The organism is Thalassospira sp. HF15, assembly GCF_011806525.1.
Lineage (GTDB): Bacteria > Pseudomonadota > Alphaproteobacteria > Rhodospirillales > Thalassospiraceae > Thalassospira.
In genome coordinates, this window is record NZ_JAAVKI010000002.1 from 375,417 (window position 1) to 397,554 (window position 22,138).

23 protein-coding genes are annotated in these 22,138 nt (G+C 54.0%); 14 read left to right on the forward strand and 9 right to left on the reverse strand.

Annotated features, from left to right (window positions below):
- The first annotated feature begins 186 nt into the window (after positions 1-186).
- From HED22_RS05290 to HED22_RS05315, 6 genes are all read left to right on the forward strand, one after another.
- The gene (locus tag HED22_RS05290; RefSeq protein WP_254869792.1) at positions 187-684 is read left to right on the forward strand and encodes a polymer-forming cytoskeletal protein; all 498 of its coding nucleotides are present in this window, start codon (positions 187-189) and stop codon (positions 682-684) included.
- 3 nt (positions 685-687) lie between these two features.
- A complete protein-coding gene (locus HED22_RS05295) occupies positions 688-1,209 on the forward strand; it encodes a hypothetical protein (protein WP_167719873.1) in 522 nt (173 codons plus the stop codon).
- Positions 1,210-1,433: 224 nt separating this feature from the next.
- Positions 1,434-1,997, forward strand: a complete 564-nt coding sequence (locus tag HED22_RS05300) for an invasion associated locus B family protein (protein WP_167719875.1) — start codon at positions 1,434-1,436, stop codon at positions 1,995-1,997.
- 232 nt (positions 1,998-2,229) lie between these two features.
- Positions 2,230-3,486: a 23S rRNA (adenine(2503)-C(2))-methyltransferase RlmN gene (gene rlmN / locus HED22_RS05305; RefSeq protein ID WP_167719877.1), complete on the forward strand. Its 1,257-nt coding sequence runs from the start codon at positions 2,230-2,232 to the stop codon at positions 3,484-3,486.
- 178 nt (positions 3,487-3,664) lie between these two features.
- Positions 3,665-4,519, forward strand: coding sequence for a PhnD/SsuA/transferrin family substrate-binding protein (locus tag HED22_RS05310; protein WP_167719879.1), 855 nt, complete (start codon positions 3,665-3,667; stop codon positions 4,517-4,519).
- The gene (locus HED22_RS05315; RefSeq protein ID WP_167719881.1) at positions 4,504-6,468 is read left to right on the forward strand and encodes an ATP-binding protein; all 1,965 of its coding nucleotides are present in this window, start codon (positions 4,504-4,506) and stop codon (positions 6,466-6,468) included. The genes HED22_RS05310 and HED22_RS05315 overlap by 16 nt, the downstream gene beginning before the upstream one ends.
- A gap of 141 nt (positions 6,469-6,609) precedes the next feature.
- Here HED22_RS05315 and HED22_RS05320 read toward each other — a convergent pair whose 3' ends face one another.
- The 3 genes from HED22_RS05320 to HED22_RS05330 form a co-directional block, all read right to left on the reverse strand.
- Positions 6,610-6,975, reverse strand: coding sequence for a Dabb family protein (locus tag HED22_RS05320; protein WP_167719883.1), 366 nt, complete (start codon positions 6,973-6,975; stop codon positions 6,610-6,612).
- Complete coding sequence (locus HED22_RS05325; RefSeq protein WP_167719885.1) at positions 6,972-8,252, reverse strand: murein transglycosylase A; 1,281 nt, start codon at positions 8,250-8,252, stop codon at positions 6,972-6,974. The genes HED22_RS05320 and HED22_RS05325 overlap by 4 nt, the downstream gene beginning before the upstream one ends.
- A 186-nt stretch (positions 8,253-8,438) precedes the next feature.
- Complete coding sequence (locus HED22_RS05330; RefSeq protein WP_254869793.1) at positions 8,439-9,152, reverse strand: Tim44/TimA family putative adaptor protein; 714 nt, start codon at positions 9,150-9,152, stop codon at positions 8,439-8,441.
- Between the two features lie 362 nt (positions 9,153-9,514).
- Here HED22_RS05330 and HED22_RS05335 point away from each other — a divergent pair, with 362 nt between their 5' ends.
- Both HED22_RS05335 and secB read left to right on the forward strand, forming a co-directional pair.
- On the forward strand, positions 9,515-10,120 hold the full coding sequence (locus tag HED22_RS05335; RefSeq protein WP_167719887.1) for an FxsA family protein: 606 nt from the start codon (positions 9,515-9,517) through the stop codon (positions 10,118-10,120).
- Between the two features lie 288 nt (positions 10,121-10,408).
- A complete protein-coding gene (gene secB, locus HED22_RS05340; protein WP_167719889.1) occupies positions 10,409-10,903 on the forward strand; it encodes a protein-export chaperone SecB in 495 nt (164 codons plus the stop codon).
- 113 nt (positions 10,904-11,016) lie between these two features.
- On the opposite strand, the gene hemJ is transcribed toward secB, so the two are convergent.
- From hemJ to hemE, 3 genes are all read right to left on the reverse strand, one after another.
- On the reverse strand, positions 11,017-11,445 hold the full coding sequence (gene hemJ, locus HED22_RS05345) for a protoporphyrinogen oxidase HemJ (RefSeq protein WP_167719891.1): 429 nt from the start codon (positions 11,443-11,445) through the stop codon (positions 11,017-11,019).
- 152 nt (positions 11,446-11,597) lie between these two features.
- Positions 11,598-12,725 carry a ferrochelatase gene (gene hemH, locus HED22_RS05350; protein ID WP_167719893.1) on the reverse strand — a complete coding sequence of 376 codons (1,128 nt, stop codon included), beginning with the start codon at positions 12,723-12,725 and terminating at the stop codon, positions 11,598-11,600.
- Between the two features lie 205 nt (positions 12,726-12,930).
- A complete protein-coding gene (hemE, locus tag HED22_RS05355) occupies positions 12,931-13,971 on the reverse strand; it encodes a uroporphyrinogen decarboxylase (protein WP_167719896.1) in 1,041 nt (346 codons plus the stop codon).
- Between the two features lie 688 nt (positions 13,972-14,659).
- On the opposite strand from hemE, the gene HED22_RS05360 reads away from it, so the two are divergent.
- Genes HED22_RS05360 through HED22_RS05385 form a run of 6 tightly spaced genes read left to right on the forward strand, consistent with a single transcriptional unit; the run spans position 14,660 to position 19,341 of the window.
- Positions 14,660-15,484 (forward strand): pyruvate, water dikinase regulatory protein, encoded by an 825-nt coding sequence (locus tag HED22_RS05360; RefSeq protein ID WP_167719898.1) that lies wholly within the window; start codon positions 14,660-14,662, stop codon positions 15,482-15,484.
- Between the two features lie 48 nt (positions 15,485-15,532).
- The gene (locus tag HED22_RS05365; RefSeq protein ID WP_167719900.1) at positions 15,533-16,138 is read left to right on the forward strand and encodes a nucleoside triphosphate pyrophosphatase; all 606 of its coding nucleotides are present in this window, start codon (positions 15,533-15,535) and stop codon (positions 16,136-16,138) included.
- Positions 16,139-16,196: 58 nt separating this feature from the next.
- Positions 16,197-17,063, forward strand: a complete 867-nt coding sequence (locus HED22_RS05370) for a shikimate dehydrogenase (RefSeq protein WP_167719902.1) — start codon at positions 16,197-16,199, stop codon at positions 17,061-17,063.
- Between the two features lie 36 nt (positions 17,064-17,099).
- Positions 17,100-17,684 carry a dephospho-CoA kinase gene (gene coaE / locus HED22_RS05375; protein WP_167719904.1) on the forward strand — a complete coding sequence of 195 codons (585 nt, stop codon included), beginning with the start codon at positions 17,100-17,102 and terminating at the stop codon, positions 17,682-17,684.
- Positions 17,685-17,702: 18 nt separating this feature from the next.
- Positions 17,703-18,416, forward strand: coding sequence for a DNA polymerase III subunit epsilon (gene dnaQ / locus HED22_RS05380; RefSeq protein WP_167719906.1), 714 nt, complete (start codon positions 17,703-17,705; stop codon positions 18,414-18,416).
- A gap of 1 nt (position 18,417) precedes the next feature.
- Positions 18,418-19,341, forward strand: coding sequence for an ABC transporter substrate-binding protein (locus tag HED22_RS05385; RefSeq protein ID WP_167719908.1), 924 nt, complete (start codon positions 18,418-18,420; stop codon positions 19,339-19,341).
- A 13-nt stretch (positions 19,342-19,354) separates the two neighbouring features.
- Here the strand turns inward: HED22_RS05385 and HED22_RS05390 are convergent, their stop codons facing one another.
- Genes HED22_RS05390 through HED22_RS05400 form a run of 3 tightly spaced genes read right to left on the reverse strand, consistent with a single transcriptional unit; the run spans position 19,355 to position 22,088 of the window.
- Positions 19,355-20,119 carry an aspartate/glutamate racemase family protein gene (locus tag HED22_RS05390; RefSeq protein ID WP_368484476.1) on the reverse strand — a complete coding sequence of 255 codons (765 nt, stop codon included), beginning with the start codon at positions 20,117-20,119 and terminating at the stop codon, positions 19,355-19,357.
- Positions 20,080-21,561 (reverse strand): tripartite tricarboxylate transporter permease, encoded by a 1,482-nt coding sequence (locus HED22_RS05395; RefSeq protein ID WP_167719912.1) that lies wholly within the window; start codon positions 21,559-21,561, stop codon positions 20,080-20,082. Before HED22_RS05395 ends, HED22_RS05390 begins: the two co-directional genes overlap by 40 nt.
- A gap of 35 nt (positions 21,562-21,596) precedes the next feature.
- Complete coding sequence (locus tag HED22_RS05400) at positions 21,597-22,088, reverse strand: tripartite tricarboxylate transporter TctB family protein (RefSeq protein WP_167719914.1); 492 nt, start codon at positions 22,086-22,088, stop codon at positions 21,597-21,599.
- Between the last annotated feature and the right edge of the window lie 50 nt (positions 22,089-22,138).

A 22,138-nucleotide genomic window follows, 5' to 3' on the forward strand; every position in this document is an offset into this window, starting at 1 on the left:
GTCGACAGCAGTACGACTTCGTCAGATACATCTCGCCCGGATGCATCAGACGCGCTTTCCGGGACCATGACCACGGCCTCCGAGCCTGCATCTGAAAAGAACACCACGACCCGCACGATCGACAAATCAGAAAATCGAAGTGAGCCGCGACTCTTCACCCAGCCGCGCACAAAGGATGAACCGCAAATGTCCAGTAAACCGCACTCCACCAACTTCCGCCCGGAAATCCCCAAGCGCCCGCTTGAAATTCCGACCCGTGGCAATTCGGGCCGTCCGGCAGGACAGGGCAGCAACGCCGAAGGCAAAAAGCTGACAGTTGGTCGCGACATCACGCTCAAAGGTGAAATCGGTTCCTGTGACATTCTGGTGGTTGAAGGCGTTGTTGAAGCCCAGATCAAGGAATGCTCGCGCCTCGAAGTTTCCGAAGGCGGCAGCTTCATCGGCTCTGCCCAGGTGGATGAGGCCGAAATCAGCGGCAAGTTCGAAGGTGAACTGACAGCTGGCCGTGTGGTTGTTGTCAACTCGGCTGAAATGAGCGGCAAGATCACTTATGGCGCGCTTCAGATCGAAAACGGTGCCCGCATCAAAGGCGAACTCGACTATGTCGAAGGATCCGACACCATCATCAACCGCGCTGGCAATAGCGGTGCGATCACCATCCCGCGCAAATCGGACGATTCCTGATCTGTGCTGCGCATGGTTGATCTGACCGGAAACACACCCCGAACGGACATCACCCGTCCTTTCGGGGTGATTTTGCTTATGGCTGCCATGGCCATGGGTCTGGTTGCGTGCGGCGGGGCCTCTGTGCCGCCGGGTTCGACAAATGCCAATTACGGGCAGCTTGACGCCCAGGGCAATGTCACCACAACCCAACCCGATACCCGCCAAAAACCGGAAAATTCCCGAACAACCAGAACGACCTCCATTCCGTTCAAGCCCATTCCCAATGCAACGCTCAAGGGTCTTTCCGAACAGGAAGTCGAAGGCAAGATTGGCAAGCCTGAAATGATCCGCGGCGAAGGCGATATCCGTGTCTGGCAGTACCGGTCCGATCTTTGTTCGTTTGATGCATTTTTCGCCCCCGCGACAGAGGGGGCACCGCGCGAACTGCGCCATATGCTGGCCCGTATGCGCCGCGGCAATCAGCCGATCACGGTTCAGGACTGCCTTGATCAGGTGGTCAAAAAGCACCTTGCACAGGGCTAAGGCTCACAAGCCGTGCTATATGCCGTTTTCCGATTTTTAGATGAAAAACTTTGAAAAACCGGGTCTGGTTGCACGGCCCAGTACATTCCTTGGTTTAATCTTTACCTTTTGTCGGCAATCTCGAAATTCGAGCCTCATAAATTTGCCATATCCGTTGGATTAGATGCGTCCAAACGCGGTCCACCCGGACCGATCCCGAAACTTCAGACACGATACGCGACCTCATGAAAAAACACGCCCATCGTTTCGTCAGAAATTCGTTTGCCGCCGCTTTTGGCGCCATTGCCTGTCTGCTTGCCCTTGGTCTTCCGACCAGCGATGCGCAGGCACAGAACTCCCCGCAGCTGATTGATGTCTACAGCAAGTGGGAAGCCTACACCTATTCCGAAGACGGCCAGAAAGTCTGCTATATGGGCAGCCAGCCGACCTCGGCCAAAGGTGACTACACCAAACGCGGCAAAATCTATGTCATGGTGACCCATCGCCCGGCGCTCAAGCTGCTCAATGAAGTCAGCTTCATTACCGGCTATACCTATAAATCAGGCAGTGAGGTTGATCTTCGAATCGATTCCAAACGGTTCAAGCTGTTCACCCACGATGATTCCGCCTGGGCTGTCAACAGCGAAGAAGACCGCAAACTGGTCAGTTCTATGAAAGCCGGCTCGACCATGGTCGTGGTGGGCTATTCCTCGCGCGGGACCAAGACCACCGACACCTATTCGCTGTCGGGCTTTACCGCCGCCTATAACGCGATTTCAAAGGCTTGCAACACCAAGCCGGTCAACTGATCAGGCACCTGATCAAACCGGTTGGTGGGGCCGCCCAGGCCCGCTTTGCAACCGTGATTGCAGTGCTGTGATAGCAGCAATGTGAAATTTATCGTTTCTAAATCGACCCGGCCCCGCTATATGCGGGGCCGAGCATTTTTGCATCATTTCTGGTATAGTCCGGCGGACGCCAGAAAGAGACGGCCCAAAAACCGTCCGGCAAACCCACAATACACAAAAGAGAGAGCCCGGGATGACCGACGTCCTGACCGAAAACGCACCCCAGACCGATGCCCCTGCTTCGCAGGACGGGCCATCGCTGTCCGATTTCGTTTCGCGCGCCGCCAACGGGCAGGCTGCCGACGGTCGTCGGGATCTGGTGGGCATCACCCGCGAAGAGCTGACCGAACTCATGGCCAACATGGGTGAAAGCAAATTCCGCGTCAAACAGCTGTGGAACTGGATCTATAACCGCGGTGTCACCGACATCGAGGACATGACCAATATTTCCAAAAAGCTGCGTGATCGTCTTTCGCAGGATTTCTATGTCGGTCGCCCGCTTCTGACAGCCGATCAGAAAAGCTCGGACGATACCCATAAATGGCTGATGAAATTCCATGACGGCAACGAGGCCGAGACGGTCTATATCCCTGATCGCAACGAAGATCGCGGGGCTGTCTGCATCTCCTCGCAAGTTGGCTGCACGCTGACCTGCAAGTTCTGCCATACCGGCACGCAGCTTTTGGTGCGCAACCTGACACCGGGTGAAATCGTCAGCCAGTTCATGGTCGCGCGCGACAGTTACGGTGAATGGCCGACCCCGGCCAATGGCATCCGCCGCCTGTCAAACATCGTCATGATGGGCATGGGTGAGCCGCTGTTTAACTATGAAAACGTCCGCGATGCACTGCGCATTGCCATGGACGGCGAAGGCATTTCGATCTCGCGCCGCCGTATCACGCTGTCGACATCTGGCGTTGTGCCGGAAATCGTGCGTTGTGGCGAGGATCTGGGGGTTGGTCTGGCGATTTCGTTGCATGCGCCGGATGATGATCTGCGCAATGAAATCATGCCGATCAACAAGAAATATCCGCTGAAAGAACTGATGGACGCCTGCCGAAACTATCCGGGCATGTCCAATGCGCGTCCGATCACCATGGAATATGTCATGCTGAAAGGCGTGAACGACAAACCGGAACACGCACGTGCACTGGCCAAGCTGGTCAAAGGCGTTCACTGCAAGTTCAACCTGATCCCGTTCAATAAATGGCCGGGATCGGATTACGAATGCACGCCGACCAACGACATCAAGAAGTTCGCGCAAATCCTGCTTGATAACGGCTATGAAGCGCCGATCCGCTGGCCGCGCGGCCGCGATATTCTGGCCGCCTGCGGCCAGCTGAAATCCGAAAGCCAGCGTCAGCGCAAATCACGCGTTGGTTCGGCTGATGAAGCTGGAGGATGCGGTAAATCCAAAACTGGTGACAAAGGCGTCGTTGCCGCACAGTAAAACTGGCCACATAAACCGAATACACGAAACCCGCTGGAAACAGCGGGTTTTTTTTTGGCTGCGGATTTCCTTCTCATGGCAACGCATCGGGAAAACAACACTCCCCAAATTGGGATATTGGGTGGTTTTCACATGACATATTTTAAGCACCATTAAGGAACCCTGCCGGAGACTGGAAATGGCTGCTCGAAAAATCGCCCTGATGGCGTTCGCCCTAACCATCGGGACTGCCCTGCCAACCAACGCGTACGCAGATGACCATACATCGCTAAGTTTCGGTGTCGTCCCCCAACAGTCGGCCAGCCGTCTGGCCCGCATCTGGCTACCGATCCTTGAAAAGCTCAGTCAGAAAAGTGGTTACAACATCAAGTTCGCAACCGCCAAGGACATTCCAACCTTTGAAGCCTGCCTGGCACACGGCGCCTATGATATCGCCTATATGAACCCTTATCACTATGTCGTCTTCAGTGATGTCAGCGGCTATCGTGCCATCGGCCGTCAACAGGATCACCGCTTGCGCGGGCTTCTGGTCACCCGCAAGGACAGCCCGATTGAAACCCTTGATGATCTTGATGGTCAGGAGGTGGCCTTTCCGTCCCCGGCGGCCTTTGGCGCCAGTGTCATTCCCCGTGCCGAAATCGCCGCACGCGGCATTACGATCAGCGAAAATTACGTCAACTCGCACGATTCGGTCTATATGGCGGTCGCCAATGGTCTGACTGTCGCCGGGGGTGGCGTCAAACGCACCTGGAAAACCATTCCCGACACAATCCGCGATCAGTTGCGCGTCTTCTATCAAACCGATCCCTATTCCCCGCATGCCTTTGCGGTGCAGGCATCCCTGACCGAAGATCAGGCTGCAACCCTTGGCAATGCATTGACCGCACTTGATGCCGACACCCTGTCCCCGTTGGGAATGAAGGGAATCGAAGCCGCTATAGACACGGATTGGGATGATATTCGTGGGCTTGGCCTGACAAAAAAAGACACCGGTGTCGTTGTTGAGGACAGCAACCAATGTCATTCCGACTAAAAACAGTCATCGGCATTGCCATCATCGAGATTGTCCTGCTGGCCATTCTTGTTATCAGCGGACTTGGCTATCTGCGTTCGTCGAACGAAGCCCGATTGATTGAACAAGCCCGGACATCGTCAAAACTGCTGGCCACCATGACAACCGATGCTGTCGTGGCCCTTGATCTGGCAACGATTTCTGAATTGGTGACCCAGGCCATCGATAATCCCGGCATTGCCTATGCCCGGGTCCGCCATGCCGATGGGGACGTTCTGGCTGCGGCCGGGGATGCCTTGATCCTCAAGCGCCCCTTTGTTGCCGATGCCAGCATTCCTGATGCCAAACTCGACAATGTTTATGATGTTTCATCGCCGATTGTGATCGGCAATACGGTGTTTGGCACTGTCGAACTTGGCCTGTCTACAACCCAACTTCATGAAACCCTTGCCGAAGCAGGCGAATGGATGCTGGGCATTGCGGCTACCGAAATCCTGCTGGTCGCTGCGTTTGGCAGCATGCTGGGTGGTTTTCTGACCCGCCAGCTCAGCCGGCTTCAGGATGCGGCAGCCCGTGTTGCCGCCGGTGATTTCGGCTATACCATGGAACTGCGCGGTCAGGACGAACTCACCGATACCGCACACAGCTTCAACACCATGTCCACCGCCTTGCTTGCCTATCGCAACCGGGCCGAAGATGTCCTGCGCGAAACCGACAATCGCCGTGTTCAGGCCGAAGACCGGCTATATGCCGCCCTGCAAAACATTCCCCAGGCCGTCACCATCATCAATGGCGCAGACGAGGTCATTCATATCAACCGCGCATGTCGCGAAATGTATGAACTTGATGCCATCCCCGAAGGCATGTCGATCCCGCTTGATCGCATGGTCTCCGAACAGGTCCATAATGTCGGCCTGATGCCCTCAGTAGATGTGTCGCTCAAAAGCCGCTCGGTACCCGAAGAAGACCGCTTCCGCATTCAGCTTGAACAGATGGCCAGTATGGAAGCACAGGCGCAATGGGAATTTCAGTTGTTTGATCAGCGCATTATCCTAAACCATATGTGCCGCTTGCCCGATGGCGGGCGGGTGATTGTCTCGACCGATGTCTCGGAACTTCATCGCAAGGCCGAAGACCGCCGTCGTGAAGAATTCACCGAACTGGGTAAGCAGCGCCTCGAAAGCCTTGGCACGCTGGCGGGCGGTATCGCACATGAGCTCAACACCCCGATCCAGTTTGTTGATTCCAACCTTGGCTTTATCAAGGATGCCGCCAACCGCCTGTCATCCTATGCCAAGGATCTCGAAGACGAGCTTGCCAAAAACAAAAAGCAGGCCGTCATCGCCCCGCTGAATGAACGCTATGATGTTGATTTCCTGCGTGCTGAAATGCCCGACGCCCTGCAACAGACCGAAGATGGCCTCAAACGCATCACCGATATCGTCAAGGCCATCAAGATCTATTCCCACCCGGGTCAAGGCAACGCCCAGCTGACCGACCTGAACGAAGTTATCCGCAACGCGGTGACGGTCACCACCAACCAGTGGCGCTATGTCGCGGAACTCAAAACCAAAATTGACGATGATATCCCGCCACTCGTGGCAAATTCCGGTGAGTTGGGTCAGGTTCTGGTCAATCTGATCATCAATGCCGCCGATGCCATCAAGGAACGCTGCGATCATGGGGATCCGCGCGATGGCCTGATCACCATCACCGCCTGTCAGGATGAAAATTCGGTCTATATGGTCGTTACCGACAACGGTACGGGAATGCCTGAAGAAGTGCGAAAACGCATCTTTGATCCGTTCTATACCACCAAGGAAATCGGCAAGGGCACCGGGCAGGGATTGTCGATATCGCGCGCAATCATCTGCAAAAATCATTCTGGAAATCTGGCCGTCGACAGCACACCGGGCGAAGGCACCCGCTTTGTCATCCAGTTGCCGCGCGATGCAACGATTGCGGCCTGAATTTAAAGATCGCGGCCTTTCTGGTAAGGGCGGGTTTGCTGATCAATGTGTTTGGCGGAATGCTAATAAAACTGTTTTTACGCCAGAAAACCGCAATATAGTCAATATAGGATCACAGTATAACATCTAGTTGGTTATATTCTAGATCCAACGGAGTTCCGGCTTCTTATCCCGTCCACCTTCCGGCGTGCGGATATCGTCAATGCTGATATTCATGATCAGGATGCCACCAAGGCCGCCTTCGGTCATCTCCGACAGCCGGATACCCACCCGGTCGTGGTCAAGTTCTGACAGATACACATCGCGTGCATCCTCATTCACAAAGTCGATATTGACCGCATGGGTGAATCCCTGGCTCATGCCCGATCCCGGCTGTTTCGCCCCTGCGCAAAACGCCACCATCCCCGTTACGGCAAGGGCGGCCTTTTCAAGCTGGCTGATCATGGCATTGATCTCGGCATCCGGGACGTGGCTTGGAATCTGCAACAATACAATATGACGGATCATGAACTGTTCCCTGTCTGATTGTCGGCATCCTGCCAGTTTGCCGGATCAATGCTACTCGGCAACAGAATATATTTCCGGCCCTGCCGGTTCATATGCCCGGCATAAAGGGCTGCGTCCTCGCCAGGGCCAAAGAAGATATCGCCGCGCACCGGGCCACGTATCGCCCCGCCGGTATCCTGGGCAATCATCAGGCGGCGAAACTTGCGGTCCGCATTCATCGGATCCCGGGTTTCAAGCCACACCGGCACTCCCATGGCATGAAAACGCCGATCCACTGCAAGCGACCGACCGGGTTCAAGCGGCACCCCTTGTGATCCCAGTGGCCCGGCTTCGGGATCATTGGGATCAACCTTAAGCGGCTGGAAAAACACGTAAGATGCGTTGGTGTTCATCACCGCATCAGCTTCACCCGGATTGTCATGCAGCCATTTGCGGATTGATTGCAGTGACACGGTTTCACGCGTCAGGGCCCCACGCGCAATCAACTCCCGCCCGATGGCAAAATAGGGATGGCCGTTTGTCGCGGCGTAGCCCACCCGAAGCACGCTGTCATCAGGCAAAACCACCCGGCCAGACCCCTGAATTTGAAGGAAAAAGGCATCAACGGCGTCATCAACCCAAACCAGTTCAAGATCGCGGTCTGAAAGGGCGCCATCCTCGATCCCGGCCCGGTCATAATAGGGTTTTACCGCATCCCCTGATATGCGCCCGACAAGCTTGGTACCTTTGAGATCTTCGCGAAAATCACCCAGATCAATCGACACCATGTCATTGGGTTTCAAATAAAGCGGGGTCTGATAGTCCCCGCCGCGGGTCAGCTGGCCTTGCAATTCCGGCTCGTAATAGCCGGTAAACAGACCCTCGGAGGTATCGCGATTGCCGCTGAGATACGGTCTGAAGCCGCTTTCAAAAAACGCACGCGCATCTTCCTTGCGCAGGCTGCCAACATCGAGACTGACCGCCGTCTGGCATAGGTCGCGCCACTGGCCGATTGTGCCCATGCGCGGGTCGGGTCCGACCGCGCGGTCATCATCGCGTCTGAGCATCGCCTTGCACGACCGGGCAAAGGCGCGGATTGATCCGCGCATGTCATCACCCTGCCAACCATCAAGTTCGGCAAAGCTTGCAGGGCGCAAGGTCAGCTTGTCTTCAAGCTCGGCCGGTGGCTCGATCTGACCGGTGATTTGTGGCCAGAACATCCAGATCAGGGCTGCCCCCGCACCCACCAATACGGAAATCAGGGACAGGCTGCGCGATAAAACCAGTCGTCTTTTCAAGATGGAACCCGTGAATAACCAAGGCAAACGTCACCGTTTTTGAAACGGTTTTACGAAAATCCAATCTTGCCCCGGACTTGCTTAACAAGGCGATAATTGCCAGGGCCTGTTAACGCCCGGGCATGAAAAAAGGCGACCGGGTTTATCCGATCGCCTTTAATTTTTTGGGGTGCTGCGAAACCCGGATCAGTCGGTGGTTTCTTCTTCCGGGGTTTCGGTCGCAACCAGCTGCCAATTCGGATCGCGGCTTTCGATATTGCGCGCAAAGGTCCAAAGGTCTTCGGCCTCAACCACCTGATTGGGATCGCCGTCGACAACATCGCCCTCGGCATTGCGAATGACCGACACTTCCTCGGACACGAACTTCACCGTGACATAGGCGGTACGCCCTTCAAGGCTGGCATCATGGATGCTGGCACTTTTGATACCGACCAGGGTGGTTTCCTCGTGCTCGCCCTTTTCGGCACGCGCATCAATGGCGGCAGCAAAGTTCTTGTAAACCTCGGCCGACAGCAGCGGGTTCAGGCCATCCTTGTCGCCCTTGGCGAAATATTCGACGATCATTTCGAACGCCATGCGTGCGCCATTCAGGAAGTCCTGCTGGGTAAAGCTCGGATCGTGTTTCTGGATCTGCTGCAGGGTTGCAAACGTGCCCGAAGGAACATCTTCCGCATCCTGATCGTTACCGGAATCCGGCAGACGATAAACATTATCGGTCTGAGGGCTTGCGTCTTTCTGACCTTCATTGTCATGGGTCTGACGGCCAAAGATATCGGACGGCCCCTGTTTTTCATTGCCGGTGCGACGGCCAAGCACGCCGCGCAAACGCAACACAAGGAAAACCGCAATCAGAGCGAATAAGAATATATCGAAATACTGCAAGACGGTCTCGTGATCCAAATGGTTTCAAACTGGTTGTCGTTATATCACAACCGTGGTGGAGAGATGGTATGAACTTAACCAAATGCAAGGGCAACTGCCGATCGCACCACAAGATGTGATCATCTTCACCCTTCACCTGCGCGATCAGCACGGAGATCGGTCAAAGGTGACGATCTGCCGCATTTTTGTCGCGTTGTCACATTAGCATTCTATCCAACCAGCTAAGGAACTTAAGTCTGCAGATTAATCAGAAATCACTGAAAACCAAGTTGTTTTCTGCAATAGTTTCAGCAAGACGTCAGCTTTGGCCGTAAAATCCATGCGATGATGCGATATTTGCGGCCCATACGGGCAATCCATCGCCAGTAAACGGAGAAGAAATGGGCTTTTACTTTCTCGCGATATTCGTCGCCATGCCAATCATCGAGATCGCGGTCTTTATTCAGGCCGGCGAACTGATCGGGCTCTGGCCGACCATTGGCGTAGTGGTTTTGACGGCCATCATCGGCACATCACTGATGCGCGCCCAGGGTTTGCAGACCCTTGCCAAGGCGCAAAGCCAGATGGATCAGGGCGAAATGCCCATCGGGGCGCTGTTTGATGGTATCTGCATTCTGGTAGCCGGTGTGTTGTTGCTGACCCCGGGCTTTGTCACCGATACCTTCGGCTTCCTGCTGCTGGTGCCGCCACTGCGCCAGTTGATCGGCGCCAAGGTGATCATGAAGCTTGTTCAGTCTGGCAATATCCGCACCAGTTTTGGTGGCGCAACCTATTCCAGTGGTTCGCATGGTCCACACGGCCCGGGCGCATCAGGGCCGCGGGGCTCTGGCGGGGCGCGGCCACGCGGGTCGGGACCGATCATTGACGGCGATTTCGAAGATGTCAGCCCGCATGACCCGTCAAACGACACCGACAGTGGCGAAACCACGCGCAATCTGCAACCCAAGGACGGGAAACCTGACAATCCGCGTAACGACACCCGCTGAATTCACAGGAAAATCACAAAATCAGAAGGTTGGCTGGCATGGACGGCCAACCTTCTTTGGTTTCGGCGATATCATTGCTGATCGCATCAGGCAAACCCGCAGAAATAAGCGCTTTACGCGTCTTCTGATTGGCTTGCCCGTCTCTGTCAGACGTGCTAGGCCAACAAGTCCAATTCATCTGCCGCAATCTGGCGGCGTCAGTAATAAGCATTTCAGCAAAGCCATAGCGCGCCTGCCGAAAGCTTTTTTCTGATCAAGACAAAATGACCCTAAGGGAGCTAGACTTTAATGGCCGACGAGAATACCACCGGTGCAGAAGGCGCTACAGAACAGCAGCAGCCGTCAAATCCGATTACGATCCATACCCAGTACATCAAGGATCTGTCGTTCGAAAACCCGAACGCACCGGAAAGCGTTGCCCTGCAGCAGCAGCCGAAAATCAATATCGACGTTGATGTTGAGGCCCGCACCACCCAGGACCAGAAACTTCACGAAGTCACCATCAAGATCAATGTCAAAGCCGACGTTGCCGACAAGGTGGCCTTCATTGCCGAACTTCAGTATGGCTGCGTTGTCACACTCAATGTTTCTGACGAACACCGCCTGCCGGTTCTGATGATCGAAGTGCCGCGCCTGCTGTTCCCTTATGTCCGCAAGATCGTCGCTGACCTGACCGCAGACGGTGGCTTCCCGCCGCTGATGATGCAGCAGATTGATTTTGCTGATCTTTTCCGCAAGAAATTCGCCAAAAAGATGGAAGGTCAGCCGGCTGGAAACGCCTGATTGACCCCCTTCACGACTTTTTGGTTCGATACCAAAACAAAGGCCGCCAATCTGGCGGCCTTTTTATTTTAATATCGTAATAAATCACGTAGTGATCGAAGCCGTGATGGCAATCAGAACGGTTTTGCGATCACCAAGAAGACGACGATAATCATCAGAACCGTCGGTACTTCATTGAAAATACGATAGAATTTCTGTGATTTGGTATTGGCATCCGCTTCAAATGCCTTGCGATAGCGCGCCAGCATCATGTGCGAGATGGTCATCAGCACCACACACAAAAGCTTGGCATGGAACCAGCCCTGGGACAGGGCATCAATTGCAAAGACCAGATGTCCGCCAAAAAGCCATGTCGCGATCATCGCCGGATTCATGATGGCGCGCAAAAGCCGGCGCTCCATCACCTTGAACTTCTCGCTGGCCTCTGATCCCGGTGCCACTTCGCAGTGATAGACATAAAGCCGCGGCAAATACAGAAGTCCCGCCATCCAAGCGATTACGCTGATGACATGCAGGGATTTGATAATGCTGTAACTATCCATCTCTCTCTTCTCTGGATGTGACGGTCGAAATCGGGGCAGGAGCCTTGATCGACCCCCGCGTAAGCGGCGAATTTTTCGGAATTTTTCAGACCATAACAGCAATCAGGCCGATCCAAAAACAGAACCGGCCTGATTTGCGTTACGACTGTGATCTAGGCCGCGGCGGATTTTCCCGCCGGTTTGAGTGATGGCTGTTTGGCCACCGCACAGGAATGTTCATCCGGGCACCACCAGCCGCGTGTCTCGACCGAATAGTCATCCGGGCCCTTTTCATCGAGCTCGTCCTGAGTTTGTTTTACAACCGAAACAAGCCCATTGATGAATTTCGGATGGGAGCAAACCGTACGCACGCGCTCATAGATCGGCACGTGTTTTTCATGGGCCAGCTCACCATATTCGATATCAAGTTCGACCAGGGTTTCCGAATGCTCGGTCACGAAGGCAATCGGCACAACGACAATCGCCTTGTTTTCCGCGCCAGCGCGCTCAATCTCGTCCTCGGTCGACGGGCCAATCCATTCCATCGGACCCACCCGGCTTTGATAGCAGACATTCCAGTCAAGCCCCTCGATCGCCATTTTCTCGACCACGGCAGCAGAGGTTTTTTCAATCTGTGACTGATAGGGGTCACCGCGCTTGGTAATCACCGCCTTGGGCACACCATGGGCGGAAAACAGGATACGCGGCTTATCAATGCCAAGTTCCTCGGCCTTGGCAAGGGCACGGTCATAGCCCGCCTTGATCATCTCGGCCGATGCTTCGACAAAGCCCGGATTGGTCGGATAGCAGCACGCTGTCTTGATCGGAGGAGTCAGTCCAACCTTTTGGCAGGCACTTTTCCAGTCCTTGACCGACGATCCGCTGGTGGTGGTTGAAAACTGCGGATACAGCGGCAGCAAAATCTGCTCATCCGCGCCCCATGCCTTGACCTCGGCCGCGGTATCCTGGGCAAACGGCTTCCAATAGCGCATGGCAATGAAACACCGGTTTTCATAGCCGTCATCTTCAGCATTCAGCGCGATTTGAAGCGCATCTGCCTGTTCCTGGGTCAGTTCCAGAAGCGGGGATTTGCCGCCGATATGGTCATAGATCTCACGCGCAATTGGCGCGCGGCGGCGTGAAATCAGCTTGGCCAGCAAAAACCGGAACGGATTGGGCAGGCTGATGATCGCCGGATCATTAAACAGATTGAACAGGAACGGTTCGACGGCTTCCGGACTGTCCGGGCCCCCCAGATTGAAAAGAACAATGGCGCGTTTCTTGCGCGTCGTCTCCGACATTTGGCTATCCTTCATGGCAGATCGCTTAAACGACCGGTTCCCGATAAACCAGCCATCACATCGTGGATGAACCCGTTCCGCTGTGGCCTATTTTGGTCAAACAAGCTCAAAGCGCAACGCGTTTAACCCAGTATACGCATTGAATTTTTCAATCGATTTGATTGATTTCAAAAATCACAAAATAAAATGCAGCAATTGCCGACATTTATCCTTTGTAATTTCGGATGAACTCCACCAGCTGGCCGACATGTTCCGGCGGCGTTTCCGGCGTGATGCCATGGCCCAGGTTAAAGATGAACGGCCCTTTGCCCAGCGTATCAAGGATACGTTTGGTCTCATCAAACATCGCATCGCCGCCCGTGATCAACAGCATCGGATCAAGATTGCCCTGCACCGGCCCCAGTTTCTGAAGGTTTTCCGCCACCCAGTCGAGTTTAACCCCGCTATCAAGGCCGACCGCGGTCACACCGGTCTTTTGTTTGAAGTCCACCAGATGCAAACCGCACCCGCGCGGGAAGCCAATGATCGGCAAATCCGGGTGAACCGCACGCAGATTGGCAACGATCTGTTTGGTCGGTTCGATCACCCAGCGATTAAAGCCGGTTTCGGACAGAACCCCGCCCCAGGTTTCAAACAATTGAATGCATTCTGCCCCAGCTTCAACCTGTTTGAGCAGATATTGGGTGGTCGCCTCGATCACGATGTCGATCATCTGGCCGAAACCATCCGGATCGCCATAGGCAAAACGCCTGATATTGGCAAAGTCCTTGGATCCCTTGCCCTCGACCATGTAGGTCGCAACCGTCCATGGGGCCCCGGCAAAGCCGATCAGCGATGTATGGGACGGAATGGCGTGCGATAGCTTGGAAACCGTCTCATAGATCGGCCCAAGGGTGTCATGAATGCCATCAACTGAAAGCTTGCCCAGGCCTGAAGCATCCCGGATGGCCTCAAGCTGTGGGCCTTCTCCCTGCTTGAAGGCCAAATGCTGTCCAAGTGCCTGCGGTATAACGAGGATATCGGAGAACAATATTGCCGCATCGAAGTCATAGCGTCTGAGCGGCTGCAACGTAACTTCGCAAGCAAGATCAGGATTATAGCAAAGATCGAGGAAAGAGCCCGCTTCTGCACGAGTTGCCTTGTATTCTGGCAAATAGCGGCCAGCCTGGCGCATCAGCCAGATTGGTGGCGTTGCAAGGGTTTCACCCGCAAGGGCACGCAAGAAGGTCTTTTGGGTGTTAGGCATCTGGTTTCCTGTTTCTCTGTCCCGGTCGCTTTTTTCATCTTTGCCCTGACGACGGGCTCACCCGAAATCGCCAGAACCGGTTTTGCTATGTCGTGAATTTTGTCCTGGGGCCTTTGCCGGGACGTTTTCCACGTTCTGCCTAACAAAACCTTATTTAATAAAAAAGGATGTTGTTTGTGAGTGGTTCCCTGTGGATAACAGGGATTAAATTTAACGCACAGTTTATTCACATTCCGACTCGGGAAAAATGATTCATCTCAAGCCGCCTTGGGGAAAACTGTGTACGACTCCGAACGACTCCCTGACTGTGCCTTGGGAAAAGACGTTTTTGAATAATGGGGATAAGGTGAATAAGTCTGGTTTTTGCAATCTTATCCCTGTTATTACGGGAAAAATTTGGCACTTATCCCGCTCTGGACAGAGGGTCTGAGAAACTTTGTATGAGTGGGAGGATAATTCCTGTGGAAAAAATCGGGCCGGAGTCGCACCCGTTATCCACAATTATCCACAGGGCCGACTCCGATTTGCTAACTTCGGGTTGCGGTAAAAATCCTATCCATGCGGTTAGTGATCGGTATTTTGAACAGGCTTTCGGATGTTTGAAGAAAGTTAGAAAAATCGTTTGGCGCGTAAAAAGTGGATAAGATTCCGCTTGGTGCGCCAAAATGGACCAAAGAAACGGACAGGCATGGTCGGGACGGACAAAATTTTCCATCTTCATCTGGTTTCGGACTCAACCGGTGAAACGGTTGATGGCATTGCGCGTGCCTGTGTCGCACAGTTTCCTGCTGTCCGTGCCCATGAACATGTCTGGTCGCTGATCCGGACCGACGCCCAGCTGGCGCGCGTTCTGGCCGATATCGAACGCAATCCCGGTATCGTTCTTTACACCGTCTTTGACAGCGACATTCGCCGCAAGCTCGAAGAAGGTTGTCGCAGGCTTCAGGTGCCCCACAGTCATGTGCTCGATAATACCGTCACCATGATGGCCGGTTATCTGGGGCAGCAATCGCATGGCCGGACCGGTGCGCTGCATAAAATGGACGAGGAATATTTCAACCGGATCGAGGCGATCGATTACACCCTGACCCATGATGATGGCCAATCGGGCTGGGATCTGGAAGAGGCCGATGTGGTGATTGTCGGGGTCTCGCGGACCTCGAAAACCCCGACCTCGGTCTATCTGGCCAATCGTGGCATCAAGACCGCCAATATTCCCTTTGTGCCAGGCTGTCCTTTGCCGCCGGAACTTGATGATCTGAAAAAGCCGTTGGTGGTGGGGCTGATCAAGGATGTTGATCAGCTGGTTTCGATCCGTAAAAACCGCCTGCGCCAGATCGAACGCGGCGAGGGTGGCGATTACGTTGATCCGGTCGCGGTGCGCGATGAAGTCCATCAGGCGCGGCGTTACTTTACCGAACGAAGCTGGAAGATCATTAATGTGACCCGCCGTTCCATCGAAGAAACCGCTGCCATCATTTTATCGACCATGTATGACCGGCGTGGTCACTAGACCCGCGCACATCAGAACAAAGTCGCGGTCTCCAATCAGGATAAATATATGTCTGTAACTCATCGTCTTATTCTCGCCTCCAGCAGCAAGGCCCGCCATGCCATGCTGACCAATGCCGGCGTCGATTGCGAAGCTGTGGCCTCGATGATTGACGAGGATGGCTATAAACAGGCGATGAAGGCCGAGGGTGCCACGGCCGCCGAGGCCGCCGAAACCCTGGCGGAAATGAAGGCACTGCGCATGTATCGCCAACAGCCCGATGCCATCGTGATTGCGGCCGATCAGATGCTTGAATGCAATGGCATATGGTTTGACAAGCCGATGGATCGTGACAATACCCGCGCGCAGCTTCTCTCCCTGCGTGGCAAAAGCCACAAGCTGGTGTCGGCCGCTGTTATATATAAAGAGGGATCGCGCATCTGGGGCACGATTGATACCGCCCATCTGACCGTGCGCAACTTCACCGATGAATGGCTTGAAGAGTATCTCGATGCCGCCGGGGAAGAGATCTATCACTGTGTTGGCGGTTATCAGCTTGAAGGGCTCGGTGCGCAGCTTTTCACCGAGGTGCGTGGTGATTACTTCACCGTTCTTGGCATGCCGCTCTTGCCGCTGATCGGATTTTTGCGCGATCATGGCGTTCTAAAAGCCTAGGTCCTGACCCTCACAAAAACAAATCGCTCACAAGCATTCAGGCAGGAAATATCAGTCAATGACCTCGCGTAATCCTTATCGCACACTCAGTGGAACCTCGCGCCTGGCGGGCGTGATGGGTTGGCCGGTTTCACATTCGAAATCGCCGCGCCTGCATGGCTATTGGCTGGCGAAATACGGCATTGATGGCTGCTATATGCCACTCCCCGTGGAGCCGAAAAACTTTCAGGCAGCCCTGATTTCATTGCGTAATCTGGGATTTTCCGGGGTGAATGTCACCATTCCGCAAAAGGAAATGGCGATGCCCGAATGTGACGAGCTTTCCGATCGTGCACGGCGTATTGGGGCGGTCAATACCGTTACCTTTGCCAAGGATGGCCGCCTTCTGGGCGACAATACCGACGGGTTTGGCTTCATTGAAAACCTGCGGCAAGTTGCCCCCGACACCGCCTTTGCATCTGGCCCGGCGGTGGTTCTCGGCGCTGGTGGCGCGTGCCGGGCGGTTTTGGTCGCCTTGCTTGATGAAGGCAGCCCTGAAATTCGCCTGGCCAACCGCACCCGCAAACGCGCTGAAGACGTTGCAGCCGAAATCAATGACCCACGGATCAAAGTCGTTGACTGGCCGCTTGCGCCCGATGCCCTTGAAGGCGCATCGCTTGTCGTTAACACCACCAGCCTTGGCATGGTTGGTCAGCCCGCGCTTGAAATTGATCTGGCCGGTTTGCCGCAAACCGCCCTTGTCACCGATATCGTCTATGCGCCGCTGATGACCGATCTTCTGGTGCAGGCCAAGGAACGCGGCAATCCGATTGTCGACGGGCTTGGCATGTTGCTGCATCAGGCACGACCGGGCTTCCATCGCTGGTTCGGGATTGATCCGGAAGTCACACAGGAATTGCGTGACTTCGTTCTTTCGCCCGATTAACAATAAGCCGATTAAGAATATAGTGGTGATCTTATAATGAAAATTCTTGGGCTAACTGGCTCCATCGGGATGGGCAAATCAACCGCGGCGGCGATGTTTCGCACCCTTGGTGTGCCGGTCCATGATGCCGATGCCACCACCCATGAATTGATGGCGCCCGGTGGTTTGGCCTTTGATCCGATTGCGAAGGCTTTTCCTGATGTGATCGTTGACGGCCGGATCGACCGACAGGCGCTGGGCAAGATCGCCTTTTCTGATCCGGGGGTTTTGAAAAAGCTCGAAACCATCCTGCATCCCCTGGTCCGTGATGCCGAAAACAGATTCCTTGCCAACCAACGGCGTCTGGGTCGCAATCTGGTTGTTCTTGATATCCCGCTTCTCTACGAAACGTTCGGCGAAAAGCGCTGTGATCATGTTGCGGTTGTTTCAGCTCCGGGGTTTATTCAACGCCAGCGTGTTCTTTCGCGACAGGGGATGACGGACGCAAAATTTTCCGCCATTCTGTCCAAACAGATGCCAGATATCGAAAAGCGGAAGCGTGCTGATTTCATCATCCCGACAGGCTTGGGACGCGCGGTAACTTTTCAATATATTCAAGGCATTATTGACCAACTGAGTTGATCACTGGACCCAGAATATATGCGCGAAATTGTGCTTGATACCGAGACCACCGGCCTTGATCCCTATGCAGACCATCGGTTGGTCGAAATCGGTTGTATCGAACTGATCAATCACATGCCGACGGGCCGCCAATATCACCAGTATATCAATCCGCAACGCCCGATGCCCAAAGAGGCGTTTGACGTTCATGGTCTTGGCGATGATTTTCTGAAGGATCAGCCGGTCTTTGCCGAGGTGGCCGACGATTTTGTCGAATTCATTGGCGAGGATTCGGTGCTGGTCATTCACAATGCCAGCTTTGACATGAAGTTCCTTAACGCGGAACTGGAATGGCTCAACAAACCGCGCATTGCCATGGACCGGGCGCTTGATACGGTTCAGATGGCGCGCAAGAAATTCCCCGGATCCCCGGTCAGCCTTGATGCGCTGTGTCGTCGCTTCAAGATCGACAACTCCAACCGTACCCTGCACGGCGCCCTGCTTGACTCCGATCTGCTCGCCCAGGTTTATCTGGAACTGCTTGGTGGGCGTCAGCATGGCCTGTCGCTTGATCCCAATGCGTTAAGTAACGATCAGGACGATGAAAACGGCGGTCGGCGGGTTCTGGGACCAAAAGGAAACCGGCTGGAACCAAGGCCGCACGTGATCAGCGAGGAAGAACTTGCTGCCCATCGCGCCTATATCGAAGCCAAGGTCAAAGATGCGCTCTGGCTTGCAAAGCAAGAGGCATAAGATGGGAAAAGGGCAGTGGCCAACACTGCGTTTCCTGCAACTGCATTTCAGAAAAATCGCCTACAGTCTTGCTGCGGCGTTGTTATTTGCGTCTGTGAGCGTCAACGCCCAGGACACTGGAACACAAGCAGCATCTGACAAAACCGTCTTTGATGGCAAATACATAATCCATTTGTCGGAAAGCACGCGGGTACGGTCATCTGGTCGGCCGGAGCCCGGCTATTTTGACAGTCTTGCCATCGAGCTTTTCGTTCAGGCCGGCCTCGATGTTGAAATCGTGCCGCAGATGCCCTGGAAACGTCAGATGGAGCTGGCCGAACACGAAGTTGGCCACGTAATTTATCCCACCACCCGGATTGGCTATCGCGAAGACGTTTTCAAATGGGTCGGTCCGGTCAGCCGCACCTTCTGGAAACTCTATGGGTTTGATCGCACAGGTTGGCCAGACATGCCGTTTGAAACCCTGTTGCGCGACGCCCGCATCGGGGTCCTGATGGGATCAGCACGCGAGACCTATCTGCGTGATCGTGGGGCAGAACAGCTGATCATGGTGCCACGTGAAGAGCTTCTTTTGCCGATGATGATGGCTGATCGCGTTGATCTGATTGCGATTGGTGGCAATATCCTGCGCCATTATGTTGATCTGACAACCAGCGAACACCCCGATATGCCTGTGCCTGAAGTCACCGGTGCCGCGCCTTATCGCACCTGTTATCTTTACATCGCGATCAGCGGTGATGTGCCCGATGATGACATCGCCAAACTTCAAAACCAGCTTGATAAGTTCAAAACAAACGGCTTCTTTGTTGAAAACCGCCGCCGGAACGGACTTTCAACCAATCCTGAAAGCTCGTTTCTCAAGGCGATGCTTGATCTGAATAATAACGGTGTCACCTGTGTCGACAAGTCAGCGAATGACGAATAGGGTTATCTGATTGTCATCTCGCTGGTGCGTGGTCAAACAGCATTCCGAATGATTTACGCTGCTTTGGATCACCAATTAAACCAACTGTTGACCAAAGCCCTGCCACTGCACTTGAAATCACGGGAATTCCGGTATCCTGTTCAAGGATCGGTGCAAGGTCAATCGTCTGCAATCCCCCGCAGGAAATAAGAAAGGCATCACATTCACCGCTTTGCCTCAGAAGCTCTTGTGATCGCGCCAACAGATACTCACCTGAAATATTACGAAGATCGGCAATATTACGAATATTAAGACCGGCAATACTGGTCGTTCTTATGCCATAGGCCGACAAATATTCACGCAGCCTCATATTTACATCCGTTTCATAGGCGCTCAGAACAGCAACCTTTTTGGCCGAAAATCGTGACAGACCATCAATGATTGCCTGGCTCATGGTTGTGGCCGGAAGCCCGGTTGCGGATTTCAGTTTCTCAATCAGTTTGTCATTGAATTCCGGTCCTTTGAAAAAGCTCAAGGACGTTCCCATCAAACTGATTGCGTCGGCACCCGATGCAGCAAGCGCCATGGCATGATCGGTGGTATCAGCAATCACGCGCTCATAATCCTTGTGGACCATTTCCATCAAACCGAGGCCGCGGGCGATGAAATTCATATCAGGATAGATATGCTTCGCCTCGGGCGGAACCTGGCCTGCGCGCGGTGGTACAATCAGTCCTAAGACCGGTGCTGAATTTCGCATTACGACACCTGTGTATGCCGTTTCTTGCGGAATTTCCATTCGCTACGCAGGCTCCAGACCAGCGAAAGAACAGCAATAGCCAGAAGAATACCGGATGTGGGATTGGTAAAGAGCGGCACAAAACTGCCATCGTAAATCACCAGACCGGATCTGAGATTCTGCTCTGCCATTGGGGTCAGAATATAGGCAATGATGAATGCCCCGGTGGGGATACGGGCCTTGGTCATGACATATCCCAAGCAAGCAAATACAAGCATCACACCAATATCAAAGAACCGGCTTGAGACAGAAAAAGCACCGATCATGCAGAACACAACAATGGGCGCGAGGAGATAGGCCTTGTTGATATGGGCAAGTTTGGCCAGAAACGGGGTTGCGACCACCATGATCAGAAACATCGCAAGGTTACCAGCAAGGGCACCGGCAATAACGGTATAGGCGACGTCGGGATTCTCGGCAAAAAGAAGGGGCCCAGGATTGAGATTGTGAATAACCATTGCGCCAAGCAAGACAGCAGTAATCACTGATCCCGGAATGCCAAGGGTAATCAAGGGCACAAGCGCGCCGACGGTTCCGGCATTGTTTGCTGTTTCGGCGGAAATAATACCTTCTTCGGCACCGTTGCCGAACTTTTCCGGGGTTTTCGAGGTGGCCTTGGCGACGGAATAGGACGCAACAGACGCTGCTGTACCGCCAACGCCAGGCAAAATGCCGATCCAGGTTCCAATAAAGGATGATCGGATATAGGTGATCATATAGTTGCTGATGTCGCGCCAATGCATGGAAACCCTGGCTTTGGCACGTTTGGCTTTGGGTCCGTTGAATGTGCCTTCGCAATCGACCAACACCTGTCCCAGAACCAGCATTCCAAGAATAACCGGCAGCAAGGTCAAACCGTTATCGAGTGATGAAAAACCGAAGGTCAGGCGCAAAGAACCTGAGATCGGATCAATCCCGGGCAAAGATAACATGGCCCCGAAAGCAGCCGCGATCAGCCCGGCCAGAAGGCTTCCCTGCGATACAGCGGCAATCAGGCTGAGGGCGACGACCGTCATGGCAAAAATATCAAATGGGCCAAACTTTACGGCAATGGCCGAAAGGGGTGGTGATAGAACGGCCAACATAACCCAAGCAAAAATACCACCAAAGACTGAGGCCAGAACGCCAAGACCCAAAGCCCGCCCCGGTTCCCCGCGTGCTGCCATCGGATAACCGTCAAGCGTTGTCATGATGGCGGCTTCGGTACCGGGCATGCGCATCAATGTTGCACTGATCAGACCGCCTGTGGTCGCACCGATATACATTGAAACCAGCAAAAGTAATGCGTCATTGCCTGCCATGAAATAGGTCATCGGCAAGGTCAATGAAATCACCATCGCCCCGGACAGGCCGGGTATCGATCCAACAAATATCCCGATCCCGGCTCCTGCAAAGACCCAGATCAGACCAGACGTAAAAACATAAATATAGGCGTCGAGCATACAGACACTCCTGACCCTGCAATCTGTGCTGGGGCTTAGATATCGATGTAAAACAAATGCTTGAAGACAAGGTGGAGAACCACGGCAAGGACAATGCTGGCCACCGCAATCAGAATGACCTTTTTCGGGCTGTCGGGACGGGCCAGAAGACACATGACCAAGCTCAGAAAGACTGATGTCGAAATGCGAAAATCAACTCCGCTGTAGGACATGGCAGCAAGGTAAAGCACCATCGCACCAAGCATCAGTAGCGGTTTGCGATATTTCTTCCAAGAAATGTAGAGGCTGGCGGTTTCCGGTTCAGTCGAGGATTCTGTGCTGGCATGATTTCGGATCAAACTGATGGCTTGTAATGCAACCAGGAACAGCGTGATCACCCCAAGAGCTTTGGGAAAAGCGGCACTGCCAAGCGGTTCATATCTGGCAGCGGGCAGCAAACTGCTTCCGTAAAGGCTGGCCGCCGCAAAGGCGGCGACCAGAAGTAGGAAAACAAGTGCTACCGCATTCTGTGTGAGGAAGCGGTACATTGGACTTCTCCAATTTCGCCCCGATCAAGTAAGGGGCGGGGTGTCATCTG

What these genes read in the sequence shown, in the direction of transcription:
- HED22_RS05400 (WP_167719914.1), bottom strand. Translation starts at nt 22,088, where the DNA reads ATGTACCGCTTCCTCACACAGAATGCGGTAGCACTTGTTTTCCTACTT.
- HED22_RS05360 (WP_167719898.1), top strand. Translation starts at nt 14,660, where the DNA reads ATGGTCGGGACGGACAAAATTTTCCATCTTCATCTGGTTTCGGACTCA.
- hemH (WP_167719893.1), bottom strand. Translation starts at nt 12,725, where the DNA reads ATGTCGGAGACGACGCGCAAGAAACGCGCCATTGTTCTTTTCAATCTG.
- HED22_RS05320 (WP_167719883.1), bottom strand. Translation starts at nt 6,975, where the DNA reads ATGATCCGTCATATTGTATTGTTGCAGATTCCAAGCCACGTCCCGGAT.
- HED22_RS05395 (WP_167719912.1), bottom strand. Translation starts at nt 21,561, where the DNA reads ATGCTCGACGCCTATATTTATGTTTTTACGTCTGGTCTGATCTGGGTC.
- coaE (WP_167719904.1), top strand. Translation starts at nt 17,100, where the DNA reads ATGAAAATTCTTGGGCTAACTGGCTCCATCGGGATGGGCAAATCAACC.
- HED22_RS05310 (WP_167719879.1), top strand. Translation starts at nt 3,665, where the DNA reads ATGGCTGCTCGAAAAATCGCCCTGATGGCGTTCGCCCTAACCATCGGG.
- dnaQ (WP_167719906.1), top strand. Translation starts at nt 17,703, where the DNA reads ATGCGCGAAATTGTGCTTGATACCGAGACCACCGGCCTTGATCCCTAT.
- rlmN (WP_167719877.1), top strand. Translation starts at nt 2,230, where the DNA reads ATGACCGACGTCCTGACCGAAAACGCACCCCAGACCGATGCCCCTGCT.
- HED22_RS05370 (WP_167719902.1), top strand. Translation starts at nt 16,197, where the DNA reads ATGACCTCGCGTAATCCTTATCGCACACTCAGTGGAACCTCGCGCCTG.
- secB (WP_167719889.1), top strand. Translation starts at nt 10,409, where the DNA reads ATGGCCGACGAGAATACCACCGGTGCAGAAGGCGCTACAGAACAGCAG.
- HED22_RS05315 (WP_167719881.1), top strand. Translation starts at nt 4,504, where the DNA reads ATGTCATTCCGACTAAAAACAGTCATCGGCATTGCCATCATCGAGATT.
- HED22_RS05365 (WP_167719900.1), top strand. Translation starts at nt 15,533, where the DNA reads ATGTCTGTAACTCATCGTCTTATTCTCGCCTCCAGCAGCAAGGCCCGC.
- hemJ (WP_167719891.1), bottom strand. Translation starts at nt 11,445, where the DNA reads ATGGATAGTTACAGCATTATCAAATCCCTGCATGTCATCAGCGTAATC.
- HED22_RS05335 (WP_167719887.1), top strand. Translation starts at nt 9,515, where the DNA reads ATGGGCTTTTACTTTCTCGCGATATTCGTCGCCATGCCAATCATCGAG.
- HED22_RS05300 (WP_167719875.1), top strand. Translation starts at nt 1,434, where the DNA reads ATGAAAAAACACGCCCATCGTTTCGTCAGAAATTCGTTTGCCGCCGCT.
- HED22_RS05290 (WP_254869792.1), top strand. Translation starts at nt 187, where the DNA reads ATGTCCAGTAAACCGCACTCCACCAACTTCCGCCCGGAAATCCCCAAG.
- HED22_RS05385 (WP_167719908.1), top strand. Translation starts at nt 18,418, where the DNA reads ATGGGAAAAGGGCAGTGGCCAACACTGCGTTTCCTGCAACTGCATTTC.
- hemE (WP_167719896.1), bottom strand. Translation starts at nt 13,971, where the DNA reads ATGCCTAACACCCAAAAGACCTTCTTGCGTGCCCTTGCGGGTGAAACC.
- HED22_RS05390 (WP_368484476.1), bottom strand. Translation starts at nt 20,119, where the DNA reads ATGGAAATTCCGCAAGAAACGGCATACACAGGTGTCGTAATGCGAAAT.